Annotated in this window: 13 protein-coding genes; 5 read left to right on the top strand and 8 right to left on the bottom strand. The window is 54.2% G+C overall.

All coding sequences use genetic code 11. The features are described 5' to 3' along the window. Positions 1 to 41: 41 nt before the first annotated feature. Positions 42 to 1,439 carry a class II fumarate hydratase gene (fumC, locus tag HX778_RS07615; protein WP_176981660.1) on the top strand — a complete coding sequence of 466 codons (1,398 nt, stop codon included), beginning with the start codon at positions 42 to 44 and terminating at the stop codon, positions 1,437 to 1,439. A gap of 3 nt (positions 1,440 to 1,442) precedes the next feature. Here the strand turns inward: fumC and tus are convergent, their stop codons facing one another. Both tus and rstB read right to left on the bottom strand, forming a co-directional pair. Beyond that, on the bottom strand, positions 1,443 to 2,372 hold the full coding sequence (gene tus / locus HX778_RS07610; RefSeq protein ID WP_038473108.1) for a DNA replication terminus site-binding protein: 930 nt from the start codon (positions 2,370 to 2,372) through the stop codon (positions 1,443 to 1,445). 119 nt (positions 2,373 to 2,491) lie between these two features. Continuing rightward, positions 2,492 to 3,787, bottom strand: coding sequence for a two-component system sensor histidine kinase RstB (rstB, locus tag HX778_RS07605; RefSeq protein WP_176981659.1), 1,296 nt, complete (start codon positions 3,785 to 3,787; stop codon positions 2,492 to 2,494). 291 nt (positions 3,788 to 4,078) lie between these two features. Here rstB and HX778_RS07600 point away from each other — a divergent pair, with 291 nt between their 5' ends. Next, positions 4,079 to 4,432 carry a hypothetical protein gene (locus HX778_RS07600; RefSeq protein WP_176981658.1) on the top strand — a complete coding sequence of 118 codons (354 nt, stop codon included), beginning with the start codon at positions 4,079 to 4,081 and terminating at the stop codon, positions 4,430 to 4,432. A gap of 53 nt (positions 4,433 to 4,485) precedes the next feature. On the opposite strand, the gene rstA is transcribed toward HX778_RS07600, so the two are convergent. The 4 genes from rstA to ydgH all read right to left on the bottom strand — a co-directional run bounded on the left by rstA (position 4,486) and on the right by ydgH (position 8,676). Next, positions 4,486 to 5,214, bottom strand: a complete 729-nt coding sequence (gene rstA / locus HX778_RS07595; protein ID WP_038473103.1) for a two-component system response regulator RstA — start codon at positions 5,212 to 5,214, stop codon at positions 4,486 to 4,488. A 77-nt stretch (positions 5,215 to 5,291) separates the two neighbouring features. After that, positions 5,292 to 6,008, bottom strand: coding sequence for a dihydromonapterin reductase (gene folM, locus HX778_RS07590; RefSeq protein WP_038473101.1), 717 nt, complete (start codon positions 6,006 to 6,008; stop codon positions 5,292 to 5,294). Positions 6,009 to 6,046: 38 nt separating this feature from the next. Next, complete coding sequence (locus tag HX778_RS07585; protein WP_038473100.1) at positions 6,047 to 7,429, bottom strand: amino acid permease; 1,383 nt, start codon at positions 7,427 to 7,429, stop codon at positions 6,047 to 6,049. 302 nt (positions 7,430 to 7,731) lie between these two features. Beyond that, positions 7,732 to 8,676, bottom strand: coding sequence for a DUF1471 family protein YdgH (gene ydgH, locus HX778_RS07580; protein ID WP_038473098.1), 945 nt, complete (start codon positions 8,674 to 8,676; stop codon positions 7,732 to 7,734). A gap of 549 nt (positions 8,677 to 9,225) precedes the next feature. Here ydgH and pntA point away from each other — a divergent pair. Further along, positions 9,226 to 10,755 carry a Re/Si-specific NAD(P)(+) transhydrogenase subunit alpha gene (pntA, locus tag HX778_RS07575; protein ID WP_176981668.1) on the top strand — a complete coding sequence of 510 codons (1,530 nt, stop codon included), beginning with the start codon at positions 9,226 to 9,228 and terminating at the stop codon, positions 10,753 to 10,755. Between the two features lie 10 nt (positions 10,756 to 10,765). After that, complete coding sequence (gene pntB / locus HX778_RS07570) at positions 10,766 to 12,154, top strand: Re/Si-specific NAD(P)(+) transhydrogenase subunit beta (protein WP_038473095.1); 1,389 nt, start codon at positions 10,766 to 10,768, stop codon at positions 12,152 to 12,154. A 3-nt stretch (positions 12,155 to 12,157) separates the two neighbouring features. Here pntB and HX778_RS07565 read toward each other — a convergent pair whose 3' ends face one another. After that, complete coding sequence (locus HX778_RS07565; RefSeq protein WP_176981657.1) at positions 12,158 to 13,081, bottom strand: DMT family transporter; 924 nt, start codon at positions 13,079 to 13,081, stop codon at positions 12,158 to 12,160. Positions 13,082 to 13,306: 225 nt separating this feature from the next. Here HX778_RS07565 and HX778_RS07560 point away from each other — a divergent pair, with 225 nt between their 5' ends. Then, a complete protein-coding gene (locus HX778_RS07560; protein WP_176981656.1) occupies positions 13,307 to 14,221 on the top strand; it encodes a LysR family transcriptional regulator in 915 nt (304 codons plus the stop codon). A 59-nt stretch (positions 14,222 to 14,280) separates the two neighbouring features. On the opposite strand, the gene uspE is transcribed toward HX778_RS07560, so the two are convergent. Continuing rightward, on the bottom strand, positions 14,281 to 15,231 hold the full coding sequence (gene uspE / locus HX778_RS07555) for a universal stress protein UspE (RefSeq protein WP_038473091.1): 951 nt from the start codon (positions 15,229 to 15,231) through the stop codon (positions 14,281 to 14,283). Between the last annotated feature and the right edge of the window lie 83 nt (positions 15,232 to 15,314).

Here is a 15,314-nt window from a genome sequence, read left to right as displayed (position 1 = left end):
GCCGTAAAACGGCGGCTTTTTTTATCGCAAAGGAGAAAGGCATGACATCCAGTCGCAGTGAAAAAGACTCAATGGGCCCGATCGACGTACCTGCAGATAAACTGTGGGGGGCGCAGACTCAGCGTTCACTTGAGCACTTCCGCATCTCTACCGAGAAAATGCCGACCGAGCTGATTCGGGCGCTGGCGCTCACCAAGCGTGCGGCGGCCAAAGTCAACGTTGACCTTGGCCTGCTGCCCGCAGAGCGCGGCACGGCCATTATCGCCGCCGCCGATGAAGTGCTGGCCGGGAAGCATCCCGGTGAGTTCCCGCTGGCTATCTGGCAGACCGGCTCTGGCACCCAAAGCAACATGAACATGAATGAGGTGCTGGCGAACCGTGCCAGTGAAATTCTGGGCGGCGTGCGTGGGATGGAGCGACTGGTGCACCCGAACGACGACGTTAACAAAAGTCAGAGTTCGAACGACGTTTTCCCGACCGCCATGCACGTGGCGGCCATTATCGCGGTACGCGAGCATCTGCTGCCGCAGCTAAACGTGCTCAAACAAACGCTGGCGAAAAAGGCGGATGCTTTTAAAGATATCGTCAAAATCGGCCGTACCCACCTGCAGGACGCCACGCCGCTGACGCTTGGGCAAGAGATCTCCGGCTGGGTGGCGATGCTTGAGCATAACCTGAAGCATATCGACCACAGCCTGCCGCATCTGGCGGAGCTGGCGCTGGGCGGCACGGCGGTGGGGACCGGGCTGAACACCCATCCTGAGTATGCCGTTCGCGTGGCAAAAGAGCTGGCTGACTTCACGAAGCAGCCGTTCGTCACTGCGCCAAACAAGTTTGAAGCGCTCGCCACCTGCGATGCGCTGGTACACGCGCATGGCGTGCTGAAGGGGCTGGCCTCTTCGATGATGAAAATCGCAAACGACGTTCGCTGGCTGGCTTCCGGGCCGCGCTGCGGTATCGGCGAGCTATCTATCCCTGAGAACGAGCCGGGCAGCTCCATCATGCCGGGGAAAGTGAACCCGACCCAGTGCGAAGCCGTGACCATGCTGTGCTGCCAGGTGCTGGGCAATGACGTGGCGGTGAACATCGGCGGCGCGTCCGGTAACTTCGAGCTGAACGTTTACCGCCCGATGGTTATCCATAACTTCCTGCAGTCCGTTCGCCTGCTGGCCGATGGCATGGAAAGCTTCAACGAACATTGTGCGGTGGGCATCGAGCCTAACCGTGACCGCATCAGCCAGTTGCTGAACGAGTCGCTGATGTTGGTGACCGCGCTCAACACCCATATCGGCTATGACAAAGCGGCAGAAATTGCCAAAAAAGCCCATAAAGAGGGACTGACCCTTAAGGCATCGGCGCTCAAGCTCGGTTACCTGACCGAAGAAGAGTTCGATGCCTGGGTTCGCCCGGAGGATATGGTCGGCAGCATGAAGTCGTAAGTTTTACCTTTCACTGTAAAGGTGCAGCCGCGGGATAATCAGTCTCAGCGGCTGCGCTTCCGGCTTGTAGCGATGGCGAATATTTTCCGCGTCATAATTCAGCAGTTCCCCTAAATCGGGCGGTGTTTCACCGCTTTCCTGTCGGCATAACACGATCAGCGGAGTAGGGCAGGCATACTGCACCTGTTTTTGCTGCGCCTGGTACCAGACGCGCGCCACGGGCTGGACCTTGACCGGGCGTTTGATTTTCAGCCGGGTATTTTCCGGCAGCCTTTGAACATCATTGATTTCCTGCGCGACGCGTTCAGCCCACTGCTCTTTCGTCCATGGCGGCACGGCCCGCCCGGCGTTAAGGCTTTTCTCAAGCATCTCCAGCACCTGCTGGCGGCTAAGGTTTTTGACTATCTGCTTATTGGCCCAGCCGAAGCGCACGGTATCCGGCGTTTCAAGCAGGGTGATAGCGCGGTAGGCGTTCAGGGTAAGCAGGCCGGGAATGTGGCGGTGCACCCACTCAAAACGCTGGGCAGAGGGCAGCTCAGACTCGACGCTGATAATGTGCTCCAGTGAGTACTTTAGCTGGTTGATATGTTCCAGAAGCACGCTGGTTTGTTGGAATTGATCTTCGGTCACTGAATAGCAGAGCGCACCAGGCAAACGCACGGCGGCCTTGGTGCTGGTTTTTTCCGACTGCTGCTGGATAAACAGCCGCGTAAAGTGGGCGACGGCAGCCTGGTGCGCTTCCTGGCCCACGCGTTGCGTCACTTCTATAGCCGAGAGCGGATCGTGTTCTTTGCTTTTTTCAATCGTTGGCAGCGTAAAAACTCTCCCGCTCAACAGCCTGAATTGCCCGAGCTGTTCACGCAGCACAATCAGCTGTTGTTCCAGCTCGCGGCAGGTGGACGTCAATCGTTCAATAATATCGTAGCGTGGCATGAGGGCTCTCTTTAGTTACAACATACTAAAGAACTGTAGCAGCAGGTGCACACTTCAGCAATAGCGTCGTTTGTGTTCAGCAGGGAAAAACGGGCCCGACAGGTGTTCGGGCCAGAGAGTCAGGAGAGGTAAGTGGTGTTGACCGGCCACGAAAAACGGAAGCTGGCGCCGCCCAGCGGGCTGCTATCAATAGTGACTTGCCCGCCCATGGCAACGGCGATGGAGTGCACTATCGCCAGGCCAAGGCCGCAGCCACCGGTGGCGCGATCGCGGCTCGGGTCGAGGCGAACAAAAGGCTCGAATACGCGGGCGCGTTCTTCTTCCGGAATACCCGGGCCGTCATCTTCAACCTGCAGATTCGCAATATCACCTTCACGCCACAGGCTGATGCGCAGCTGCTGCTGGCTGTAGCGCAGGGCGTTGTTGATCAGGTTGTCGGTGACTCGCTCCATCAGGCGAAGATCCAGCGCCCCATAGTCGATAGCGGTGACGGTATCTGTCTCGAGGGCTATCTGACGCTGACGGTGGATGAGCTGTACGTCGGCAATGTGCGTTTCCATCCAACTGGCAAATTTCACGTGTGCAAGATGAAGTTCGGTCTGCGGGCGGTCAAGGCGTGCATAGGTGAGCAGCTCGTCGATCAGCGCCTCTAGCTGGCCAATATCACGATTGAGCGCCTGCGACTCTTCTGTGCTGAGGTTATCGCTCATTTCAAGGCGGTAACGCAGGCGAACCAGCGGCGTTCTGAGCTCATGCGCAATCCCGTCGATTAGCTGCTTTTTGCTGGCAATCAGGGCATTAATATTATCGGCCATTTGGTTAAAGGCGATGCCTAATCGTTCAAAGCTTGAGGCATTATCAAAATGTATGTGCTCATCGAGATGCCCTTTACCAAAGCGTTGAGCAGCGCTTTCCAGCCTGAGCATGTCCTGCCAGTGTGGGCGCATCCAGATAAACACCGGGAAGGCGAGTGAGATGGCAATAAAGGCAATCAGGCCTATGTCCAGCAGCCTCATTTGGTGCAGATAAAACAGGTAAGGAATCGGGCCCACCGCAAGCACATAGTGGCTGCGCGGAATGCGTTGGATAAAGGTGTACTCCTCATCCAGCGCCACGATTTCACCCTCCCGCAGATGACGGGCGGCAACGTCATCTAGCTTGAACTTGCTCATCGGCTCGATATTGAGCTTAAAAGAGAGGTTCAGGTCGAGATCGTTGATGGTTTTATTCCAGTCACGCGGCGGGATTTCACGCAGCTCGCTTCGCATCAGGTACAGCGAGCTTTTCATTAAATCATCCAGCGACTGGCGGCCCGCGCGTTCGGCGGTGAATTTATACACCAGGCCGACCAGCATGGTCATCACCAGGAAGCAGACAAACAGCAGAAGGTAAAACTGCACGAACAGCTTTTTCATTAAATATTACCGTAAATTAATGACATACGTATGTGCTTCAGGTTTCTCCTGCCGCTATTACAGCATTATATCCAGCGTTACGTCGAAAGTAGTATTCAATCCAATATAATATTGTTTTCAATCTCCAGTCCCGAGTTTTTGGTCAGGCACTGATGAACTTTTTCTGAAAACCGTGTCGGTATTTAAGAATTTTCTCGTATCAGCTTCATCTTTATCTAAAATCAACGTGCTATTTTAACGGGCTAACATGCGTAGATAATTTTTAGATGTTAATTCATAGGGATTTTGGCAATGACAAAAAAATGGGGTTCTGCTGCTGCTGTACTTCTTTTGGCTGGTGGGGGGATTGTTCTTTCCGGTTTCAACTCTTCTGTTCCTCCGTTTGTCTCTACTGCACAAGACAGGCTTGAGTCCTATCTTTCCTACAGTTTTGGCCCTCAGCGTTGTTCAAATAATAAACAACAGAATGGAGAGTGGAGTATTAGCTGTGCTACTCAGGATGGCTCACGTCAGTTTGTATACAGCGTTGATGACACCAGTGATAAAGCCTATGGCTTTACCCTCACCGCACTGAACGAGATGGCCAGGAACACAGAGAACGTCGATCTGCTTACTTTCCTAGATATAAAAACGCCGGTGAAGTAGATGTTTGTCTAAAAACCCGCGTTAGCGGGTTTATTCGCCTGGTACACCTACCATTAAGCTTCACTTTCCCAGGCATGGGGCGCAAACAAATAGCCTTTATTGCGTACGGTTTTAATGCGGAAAGGCTCAGTGGCGTTATCAAGCAGCTTTTTACGCAGGCGAGAAATGGCCACGTCCACGCTGCGATCCATCCCATCGTAGGTCACGCCACGTAGATTTTTCAACAGAGCGTCACGGTCCATTATCTGGCCCGCGTGCGTTGCCAGTTCCCACAGCAGATCGAAATCGGCCGTCGACAGCACGACGTTTTCATCACCAAGCGTTACCTGGCGGTTGAGCGGGTCGATACAAAGCGTGCCAAAACGAATGGCTTTGTGCGGCTTGAGGTTACTGGCGGTGGTGTCAGCCGTTTGTTGGGCTGAAACGCGTTGGCGCAAATGCAGTCGCAACCGTGCCAGAAGCACGGCAGGCGGCGTTGTTTTCAAAATATAGTCATTAGCACCCATCTCAAGCGAGAGAATATGGTTCATATCACTGTCTAATGAGGTCAGCAAAACAATCGGGCCATCCCACTGTGGGCGCAAATCCCGACACAGCGTCATCCCGTCTTTTCCCGGGAGCATAATATCAAGCAGGACCAGGTCCGGCTGCTGTTGCTGGATAACCGCCTCGGCGCGATCGCCGCGTGTTTCAACAATAACGTCAATGTCGTGTTTCCCGAGATAGGCGGCAATCAGGCTACCGACTTCCGGGTCGTCTTCCACGTAAACTATTTTGCTCATAATCCGCCGCGTCGGCTGTTAAAAATTTAACATACAATGATGCAATAGATTACACCATTAATGGTTGGTAAACAGCGTTAGCGTAGGTGGCGTCCACCGTCCACCGCGTGGCTTCTGCCGGTGACATAGCGGCTGGCCAGCAGGTACTCAACGAGGCTGACAATCTCTTGTTCGCCTGGCGCGATCTTCATTAGCGATTTATTCAGCGAGCGCTGACGATAGTCTGCATCGTCTCCGGCGTTAAACATGATTAGCGCCGGCGCGATGGCGTTGACCTTGACTTCGGGAGCCAGCTTCGAGGCAAACGAAAGCGTCATGTTTTCAAGTGCGGCTTTGCTGGCGGCGTAGGCAATATACTTATCGTTGCCGCGCTCAGCGACGTAATCGGTGAGGTGAATAATATCGCTCCCCGCCTGTCCGTGGCCGCGCAGCAATGTTTCAAGCTCGTGGTTAAGCAAGTAGGGGGCCGCAACGTGGATCTGCATCATTGCCTGCAATGTATCGCCGAGCGCGGTGTCGCGACTCTCCGGCTGCCATTCACTGGCATTATGAATGAGGGCTCGCAGCGAAGGCGTAAGCGACTTCACTCTTGCGGCGAATTCAAGGATGCCTTCATTGCTCGAAAAATCAGCGTGAAGGCAAACGGCCCCTGCCTGTTCGAGCATGTCGACGGCAGAATGCCGCGTGCGGTAGCTAATGATTAATGGCTGAGACTTAGCCAGAAAATGCTGAGCCAGCGCCAGGCCAATACGTTGCCCGGCACCGGTGATAAGAATTGGACGATTAATAGTCATGCTCCCCTAATCTACATCGCGGCCGGGGAGGGTGTCGATTAGCCCACCAGCATCCAGGTCGCCGGAAATGCTGCCAGCAGCATCAGGCCAATAATGGTTCTTTCTTTTAAATTTAGCGACTTTTCGTGCGTATGGGTATGACGCGCGTAAAGAAACACTAATAATCCAGGGGCATACAGCACCACCGAGAGCAGAAGATGCATCGGCCCTGACGCGTAAAGGAGCCACAGGCCGTAAAGACAGGCCCCGATGCCAATCGCCTTATGCAGCGGACGAGTGGCGATTTTGAGCAGATAAGCACCGACCAGGAAATAAGGCACCAGAATCATTTCTGAAGCAATGGTCAGCAGCGTGTTGTAGTCAGACCCGGTGAGCCAGATCAGCACCAGGCACACCTGCACGCTGATATTCGTGAGCCAAAGGGAGGCCGACGGGGCGTTATTTTTATTCTGTCGAGCGAACATTCCCGGGAAGGCTTTATGGGTCGCCGCCAGAAGTGGCACCTCAGCCGCCATAATCGTCCAGCTCAGGTACGCGCCGCATACCGAGACAATCAGCCCGGCAGCGATAATGACTTCGCCCCATGGCCCCATCATTTCAACCATCAGGCCGGCCATCGACGGGTTACGCATTGCCGCCAGTTCAGGACGAGCCACAACGCCAAGCGAAAGCAGCGTGACCAGCAGATAGACGCTCAGCGCGGCAACCACCGCCAGCAGCGTTGCCCTACCAACATCCTTTTTATTTCGCGCACGTGCGGATACCACAACCGCACCTTCCACGCCGATAAACACCCACAGGGTTATAAGCATGGTATTTTTCACCTGCTCCCAAACGGGAACGCCAAGCTTGATGCCGGTGAAATCGAGGGAGAAGGTCGAGAGTTTAAAGCCTATGGCCGCCAGCACCACGAACATCCCTAAAGGCAGCAGCTTAGCCAGCGTAGCGACCAGGTTGATGCTGGCCGCCGTCTGTACGCCTCGCAGAACCAGCCAGTGCACCATCCATAACAGCACGGAGGCACCGACGATCGACTGCCATGTATTACCGTCGCCAAACAGGCGCAGTTCCGGCGTATCGGTAAAGAAACTCAGCGCCGAGAAGACAATCACCAGGTAAGACACGTTGGCTATCACCGCGCAGAGCCAGTAACCCCAGGCGGAGAAAAAGCCGATTAACTCGCCAAAGCCTTCGCGCGCGTAGGTGAATATTCCACCATCAAGATCGGGGCGCAGTCGGGTAAGTACCAGCATCGCCACAGCCAGTAAAAGAATACCAACGCCAGTGATCGCCCAGCCGATCAGTAACGCTGCCGGACTCGCTACGCTTGCCATATTCTGCGGCAGGCTGAATACGCCAGCGCCGAGCATGGAGCTTAATACCAGCGCGGTTAGCGCTGCGAGGCCAAGTTTCTTTTCCATAGGTATCCTGTTGAGGTCGGAAAGGATCCCGCATAATTATTTTGCTTTTTCGCATATAAATGGAGGATCGCTCTAAGGCGCGGGATTTTACGGAGTGTGCACACTGCTTGCAATGCGCGTGGTGCGATAAAATGACTTGAGTGCAAAAAAAAAGGCAGCGTAAGCTGCCCTTTCATGACTGAGATGATTCATTGCCTTTCAAAAAACTTACGTTTTTTAAATAAAAACAATGAATTACATTCTGTGATTTACTTGCCTTCAAACAAAGGCAGCGTAAGCTGCCCTTGCATTGATGGTGTATCTTATTTAAACAGGTCAGCGCTAACGGTTAAGTTGTTGCCACGTTCCTGCCACTGGCGGGTGACGTGGTAGAACTTAGCCCCTTTAGCTGCCGCACGCTTCGCCACCTGGTAGGAGACGTCGGTCATGCTGCTGAAGTTGCCGGTGAACTTGATGCTGTCAAACGGTACCATCTGGGCAGCCGTAATCTTATTCACTTCCTGAACTTTGGTGCCGTCAGGTAACGTTACGGTGTAGCGCGTACCCTGTGAAGATTGTGTTTCGAAGAAACGGCCAACGTCAGAGGACGGGGTTTCAGAGGAAGCAACGCCCGGAATTTCCACGTTCTTCGCGGCTGCGCCGCCCGCAGCTAACGCGGCTTTGCCCGCTTCGGAGTTGGCCGGCAGCAGGTCCGGGCTCTGAACAACACGTTTTTTAGCATCCGCTTTATAAATAAAGGCGGTTACGCGCTGGTTGCCGCCCTGGTTGGTATCAACCTGGCGTACGATGAAGAAGGACGCGGCACCTTTGTCACGCGCGGCTTTAGTGATCGCGTCGTTGACATCGGGCTGGGTACGGAAGAAGCCCTGAACGGTCACCGTATCAAAAGGTTCAAGCTTATAGGCCTGATCCTTCGGCAGTTCCATCAAGCCGTTGATGACACGATTTTTAGGCGCATCGGCTTTAGCGGCATCATTTTTATAAACGTCAGCCACGACGCGGGAGTTACCGCTTTCGCCCATTGCGCTGGTGTCCAGCACGTAGAATGAAGCGGCGCCTATGGCATCTGCGCGGCGAGAAACGGCAGCAACAGCGTCGCCGATAGCATTAAAACGGCCCGTTACGGTAATACGATCGTACGGCTTAAGTGCGGCCGCCTGCTCTGGGGTCAGTTCGGTCGCCGCCTGAGCGGACAGCGAAGTCACGGAAATAAGAGCCGACGCCAGAAGGGTGTTCTTGAGATTCATAAAAATAATCCTTCGCCTTGCGCAAAATGAGTACTAGTACTGCGTTCTCTGATAAAGACCGATTAGTCGCCGATTATGGCTTGAAATAACGTCCTTGTCTGCGCCATTTTTCACGCCTTGTGCCTTCCCGACGACGAACGACGGCAGCAATCGTTATTAAGTTAAAAAAAGAGGCATTCACCGGTAAAACTGATAAAGCTTATGACTTATTTAGTTAATGCGTTGTTAAAAATGGGTTTTGCTGCGGCGTAGAATCATGTCTTACCGCTTCGCTTAAGCGTATTATCAGGCCCTGGCGCGTAAATAGAGATAAAAATAGCTGCCTGGCCACGCGATAGCTGAATTTTTGCGATAAAAATACAAATACCCGGATGCGGATCTAGATCACAGTCGTTATTTTCAGTAGGTTATAAAAAGTTTGTTACAGATGTATTTTTTGTTGAAGTGGTAATGGAACAGATATCTGCCGGCAGAGTGCGGGCGGATGCTTGCGTCTGGCCATGGCAAGGTCTGGCAAACCATCATCAAAAACAGGTGGAAGGGAATACTATGCGTATTGGTGTACCAAGAGAGCGGTTGACCAATGAATCCCGCGTGGCAGCCACGCCGAAAACGGTAGAGCAGCTGATAAAATTGGGGTTCACGGTCGCCATTGAAAGTGATGCCGGAAAACTGGCAAGCTTTGATGACGAAGCGTTTGAACGCGCGGGTGCGAGCATCACCGACAGCGCAGATGTCTGGCAGTCGGACATTATTCTTAAAGTGAACGCACCGCTGGAAAACGAAATTGAGCTTGCCCGCGAAGGGTCAACGCTGGTGAGCTTTATCTGGCCAGCGCAAAACCCCGAACTGCTTGAAAAGCTCGCGGCGCGGAACATCACCGTGATGGCGATGGACTCTGTGCCGCGTATTTCGCGCGCGCAATCTTTGGATGCGCTTAGCTCCATGGCGAACATCGCCGGCTATCGTGCCATCGTAGAAGCCGCACATGAATTTGGCCGCTTCTTTACCGGGCAAATTACCGCCGCAGGGAAAGTACCGCCTGCCAAAGTCATGGTGATTGGTGCGGGCGTTGCGGGGCTTGCTGCCATCGGCGCGGCCAACAGCCTCGGCGCCATTGTGCGTGCGTTTGATACCCGCCCGGAAGTAAAAGAGCAGGTGCAAAGCATGGGCGCCGAATTCCTGGAGCTGGACTTCAAAGAAGAAGCCGGCAGCGGGGACGGCTATGCGAAGGTGATGTCGAAGGCCTTTATTGACGCGGAAATGGCGCTGTTTGCGGCCCAGGCGAAAGAGGTCGACATCATTGTCACCACCGCGTTAATCCCAGGCAAACCGGCCCCGAAGCTGATCACCCGTGAAATGGTGGACTCCATGCAGGCGGGGAGCGTTATCGTCGATCTCGCCGCGCAAAACGGCGGCAACTGCGAATATACCGTTGCGAACCAGGTCACCGTCACCGCGAACGGCGTGAAGGTCATCGGCTATACCGATTTGCCAGGTCGCCTGCCAACGCAGTCTTCCCAGCTTTACGGTACCAACCTCGTTAACCTGCTTAAGCTGCTGTGCAAAGAAAAAGACGGCAACATTACCGTCGATTTTGATGACGTTGTGGTACGTGGTGTGACGGTTATTCGCGAGGGCGAAGTCACCTGGCCTGCACCTCCGATTCAGGTTTCTGCCCAGCCTCAGGCGAAGGCAAAACCTGCAGCAGAACCGGTGCCAGAGAAAAAACCCACCTCGCCGTGGTTTAAATACGGCCTGATGGCGCTGGCGATTATTCTGTTCGGCTGGTTTGCGAGCGTTGCGCCAAAAGAGTTCCTCGGCCACTTCACCGTGTTTGCTCTGGCCTGCGTCGTCGGCTATTACGTTGTATGGAACGTCTCTCATGCGCTGCACACGCCGCTGATGTCGGTGACCAACGCTATTTCAGGGATTATCGTCGTCGGCGCGCTGCTGCAGATTGGTCACGGCGGCTGGGTCAGCTTCCTGAGCTTCATTGCGGTACTGATCGCCAGTATCAATATTTTTGGTGGTTTCACCGTCACTCAGCGCATGCTGAAAATGTTCCGGAAGAACTAAGGGGTAACAAATGTCTGGAGGATTAGTTACAGCTGCATACATTGTTGCCGCGATCCTGTTTATTTTTAGCCTGGCTGGCCTGTCCAAACACGAAACCTCAAAGCAGGGCAACCTGTTCGGTATGGCGGGGATGGCGATTGCGCTGGTGGCGACCATTTTTGGCCCGGAAACCGGCAATGTGGTGTGGATTATCATCGCCATGGTTATTGGTGGCGCGATTGGTATTCACCTGGCGAAAAAGGTCGAAATGACCGAAATGCCTGAGCTGGTTGCCGTGCTGCACAGCTTTGTGGGTCTGGCGGCGGTGCTGGTGGGCTTTAACAGCTACCTGGATCACGGTCCGGGTCTTGAGCCGATCATGGAGAACATCCACCTGACGGAGGTCTTCATCGGGATCTTTATCGGGGCGGTGACCTTCACCGGGTCTATCGTGGCCTTCGGTAAGCTGCGCGGTAAAATTTCGTCTAAACCGCTGATGCTGCCAAACCGCCATAAGCTCAACCTCGCAGCGCTGGTGGTTTCCTTTGCGCTGTTGCTGGTATTCGTGCGTACCGAAAGCGTCGGCATGCAGGTGCTGGCGGTACTGATTATGACCGTTATCGCGCTGGCGTTTGGCTGGCATCTGGTGGCCTCCATCGGTGGGGCAGACATGCCGGTTGTGGTGTCAATGCTTAACTCCTACTCCGGTTGGGCAGCGGCGGCGGCGGGCTTTATGCTCAGCAACGACCTGCTTATCGTCACCGGTGCGCTGGTTGGTTCATCCGGTGCCATCCTGTCTTACATCATGTGTAAGGCGATGAACCGTTCATTCTTCAGCGTTATCGCAGGTGGCTTTGGCACCGATGGTTCCTCTAGCGGTGAAACAGAAGAGGCCGGTGAGCACCGTGAAATCAGCGCGGAAGAAACCGCTGAGATGCTGAAAAACTCGACCTCGGTGATCATCACCCCGGGCTACGGCATGGCGGTGGCTCAGGCACAGTATCCGGTCGCGGAAATTACCGAGAAGCTGCGTGCGCGTGGGATCAAAGTTCGCTTTGGTATTCACCCCGTAGCCGGTCGTTTGCCGGGGCACATGAACGTACTGCTGGCGGAAGCCCGCGTGCCTTATGATGTCGTGCTGGAAATGGACGAAATCAACGACGACTTCACCGATACCGACACCGTGCTGGTGATCGGGGCTAACGACACCGTTAACCCTGCCGCCCAGGACGATCCGCGCAGCCCAATTGCCGGCATGCCGGTACTGGAAGTCTGGAAAGCGCAGAACGTCATTGTGTTTAAACGTTCGATGAATACCGGCTACGCAGGCGTTCAGAACCCGCTGTTCTTTAAAGAAAACACTCAGATGCTGTTTGGCGATGCCAAAGCCAGCGTCGAAGCGATTCTGAAAGCGCTTTAAGCGTCAACTGTCTCGCGAAAGCCGTCCGAAAGGGCGGCTTTTTTTTGCCTGTCCTGAGCAAAGGGCTATCCCGGCAGTAATCAACAACGCGCTTATCAAATGAAAAGCGTGCAGCGGGACATTCAAAAACAGAATGCTGAACGCGCCGCCGCTGAGCGGGATCAGGTGCGAATAGATCTCTCCCCGCGTTGCGCCAATCGCTAAAATCCCTTTGTTCCAAAGCAGATAAGCCAGCCATGAAGGGAAGATAACCAGGTAGCCCAGCCCGGCTAAAAAACCAGTGTTCAGATACTGGCCTTTAAACGGCTGCGGCTGGTGCATAAGCGTAAAAACAAGCAGCGGAATTAGCACCAGGGCACCAATCACGGCGCTGACGGCGACAAAGGCATTACCGCCGATGGTTTTGGGCTTAAGCCGTAAAAATGCACAATAGAGCGCCCAGCTTGCCGCCGATCCCATCGTCCATGCATCGCCCCGGTTCAGGTTTTTCAACGTGTTGAGATGCAGCAAATCCCCCTGCATTACCAGATAGATCACGCCTGCGGAACTCAAAATAACGCCCAGAATGTTGCGGCGCGAGATGACCTCCCTGAACACTAGCTTATTGATAAGCAGCACCAGCGCTGGCGTGGTCGACAGGTAAATGGCGGCGTTGAGCGAGGAGGTGTACTGCAGTCCCACATACAACGTCACCGGAAACAGCACCTGGCCACAAAGCGCCAGAAAAAAGACCGTGCCCCTGGCCTGCATCATCTCCGGCCACTGTTTTTTAACCTGCGCCCCGTAAAGCGCCATTAACAGCAGCGCGGTCAGCAACCAGCGGGCTTCTGAGAGAACAATTGGATCGGCCTGAGCCACCAGTAAATGCCCGACAACATAGTTACCTCCCCAGAACAGGGCGGCGAGGCTGAGTAATAAATACGGCATAGATTGATTTCCATCATATGATGCTGGCAGGATGCCGTGTAGATATCGCTTTTATCTATAATTACGATGAGGCATGCGGCCAGCTCGGTAAATTAACGTCTGCTCAGGCGCCTGATGGCTTGATTTTAAAGGCGTGTAACGCTTTTTAGTCGATAGGAAAAGGATAAACATCCGCCTGGTGTAAAGCGAATTCATCTTTTCCATTTCAAGGTATCGTTTTTATCTATGAAATTTACTCTGCGGCAACTGGAGTTTTTCATCGCCTTAGCACAGACGAAACAGATCTCTAAAGCGGCAACCCGCTGCCATATTTCGCAGTCATCAATGACGGTGGCCATGCGCAATCTGGAAGAGGCCCTGAACAGTCAGCTTTTCCTGCGTCAGCCCAGGGGCGTGCAGCTCACGCCGTCCGGCGAGCGCTTTTTACTTCATGCCCGCAAAATCATCAGCGACAGCCAGCATGCCATAGAAGACCTGCAGTACCAGCCTGAGCTGGCAGCCGGAGAGCTGACCATCGGCATTGCGAAGACGCTTGCCGCCTACCTGCTGCCGGCAATTATCAGCGAGGTTGAACAGCACTTCCCGCTGATGACCCTCCGCTTTGTTGAAGACGATCCCGCTGAGCTTATCCAACAGCTTCGGGACAAAATGCTGGCGTTTGCCCTGGTGCTGACGTCGAATATCATCCACGACGCAGGGCTGAACGTTGAGACATTTATCCGCTCGCAGCGCCGCCTGTGGGTTTCGCAGGGGCATCCGCTGTTGAACCAGCCCGCGATAAAGCTGGCCGATATCGCAGGCGTGCCGTTTATCATGCTGGATACGGACAAATACCCGGACGTGATTTGCCAGCACTGGCAGGCGAAAGGCGGGCAGCCCAACGTTACTTTTACCACCACGTCTTTTGAAACCGTGCGCAGCCTGGTGGCCAAGGGAAGGGGCGTCACCATTCTGTCCGATCTGGTTTATCGTCCCTGGTCGCTTGAGGGGCTGCGGGTGATGAGAAAAACGATAGAGGATAGCGCAACCTATATGGATGTTGGCGCCGTGCTGCTGCAGGGGAAACCGCTGGCGGAGAGTGAGCGAATGGTGCTCGATTACCTGCGGGGCATCATCATTCGCCTCGATGATAACGCCTGAGCGACAAATAAAAATCCCGCCGGTATTCAGCGGGATTTTTGCTTAAGAGCCTGACGACATCAGTCGTCTTCCGGATCGTCCATTTCGACCGGCGTCTGGTAATCATCCGGCTTTATGACCAGTAAATCACAGCGCAGATGGTCGATGACCTGCTCTGCGGTATTGCCCAGAAATGCCGCAGACAGCCCCGTGCGGCCCACCGTACCAAGTACCACAATCCCGGCCTGCAGATGCTCGGCCATGTCCGGGATCACTTCTTCAGGCAGCCCTTTCTCAACGTGGGTCATCTTCTCGTCGATGGCGTATTTCTGGCGCAGCGCCTTCATGGCGACAAGGTGCTGGCCGCGAATCGCGTCGTTATACACGCTCGGGTCAAAATCAGGCAGCTCAATGGCAATGTTGATTGGCGTGACCGGGTAGGCGCCTATCAAATGGACTTCGGTATGGTTGACATCATCCGCCAGCTTCAGGGTTTCCTTCACCAGCTTTTCATTCAGCGCATTGTGGTAAAGCTCTTCGCTGGCAAGATTGACCGCCACCAGCGCTTTACCGCCTTCAGGCCACGGCTGGTCTTTCACCATCCACACCGGACAAGGGCATTTACGCAGCAGATGCCAGTCGGTTGGGGTGAAGATTACCGCTTCCAGCCTGTCGTGCTGGTGGGCCATTTTCAGCAGCAGGTCGTGCCCGCCGGCGATCACTTCCTGGATGATGGCTTCAAACGGGCGGTTATGCCACACCACTTTGATATCAATAGGAATGCCGGCTTCAATGTAGTACTGCGCCTGCTGTTTAATCCAGGCCGTACGCTGGCTGATAACCCCTTTGCGCATGGCGGTGCGTTCATCAGGCGACAGAAGCGTGGTCATTTCGTAGGAAAAGTCATAGATAGGCAGGAAGGCTTTGATCCTGCCGCCAATCCGTTGATGCAAATAAACAGCACGCCGCAGGGCAGGTTGATCGTCCTGGTTCGGGTCAATCGCGACAAGCATGTTTTGGTAGTTTGCCATACAGGTCTCCTTACAACTGCTTAACCACAGTCTGTGAAGTAAGATTAACCCATAAGAAAGGAATGAAACAGGTGGAGAGCCCC

The organism is Cedecea sp. P7760, assembly GCF_013386425.1.
In the GTDB taxonomy this organism is placed as follows: Bacteria; Pseudomonadota; Gammaproteobacteria; order Enterobacterales; family Enterobacteriaceae; genus Cedecea; species Cedecea selenatireducens.
This window is presented reverse-complemented; position numbering and strand designations above follow the sequence as displayed.

Coding starts and splice junctions, on each gene's coding strand:
- HX778_RS07585 (WP_038473100.1), bottom strand. CDS start 7,429: ATGGAAAAGAAACTTGGCCTCGCAGCGCTAACCGCGCTGGTATTAAGC.
- fumC (WP_176981660.1), top strand. CDS start 42: ATGACATCCAGTCGCAGTGAAAAAGACTCAATGGGCCCGATCGACGTA.
- HX778_RS07560 (WP_176981656.1), top strand. CDS start 13,307: ATGAAATTTACTCTGCGGCAACTGGAGTTTTTCATCGCCTTAGCACAG.
- pntB (WP_038473095.1), top strand. CDS start 10,766: ATGTCTGGAGGATTAGTTACAGCTGCATACATTGTTGCCGCGATCCTG.
- rstB (WP_176981659.1), bottom strand. CDS start 3,787: ATGAAAAAGCTGTTCGTGCAGTTTTACCTTCTGCTGTTTGTCTGCTTC.
- folM (WP_038473101.1), bottom strand. CDS start 6,008: ATGACTATTAATCGTCCAATTCTTATCACCGGTGCCGGGCAACGTATT.
- pntA (WP_176981668.1), top strand. CDS start 9,226: ATGCGTATTGGTGTACCAAGAGAGCGGTTGACCAATGAATCCCGCGTG.
- tus (WP_038473108.1), bottom strand. CDS start 2,372: ATGCCACGCTACGATATTATTGAACGATTGACGTCCACCTGCCGCGAG.
- HX778_RS07565 (WP_176981657.1), bottom strand. CDS start 13,081: ATGCCGTATTTATTACTCAGCCTCGCCGCCCTGTTCTGGGGAGGTAAC.
- rstA (WP_038473103.1), bottom strand. CDS start 5,214: ATGAGCAAAATAGTTTACGTGGAAGACGACCCGGAAGTCGGTAGCCTG.
- HX778_RS07600 (WP_176981658.1), top strand. CDS start 4,079: ATGACAAAAAAATGGGGTTCTGCTGCTGCTGTACTTCTTTTGGCTGGT.
- uspE (WP_038473091.1), bottom strand. CDS start 15,231: ATGGCAAACTACCAAAACATGCTTGTCGCGATTGACCCGAACCAGGAC.
- ydgH (WP_038473098.1), bottom strand. CDS start 8,676: ATGAATCTCAAGAACACCCTTCTGGCGTCGGCTCTTATTTCCGTGACT.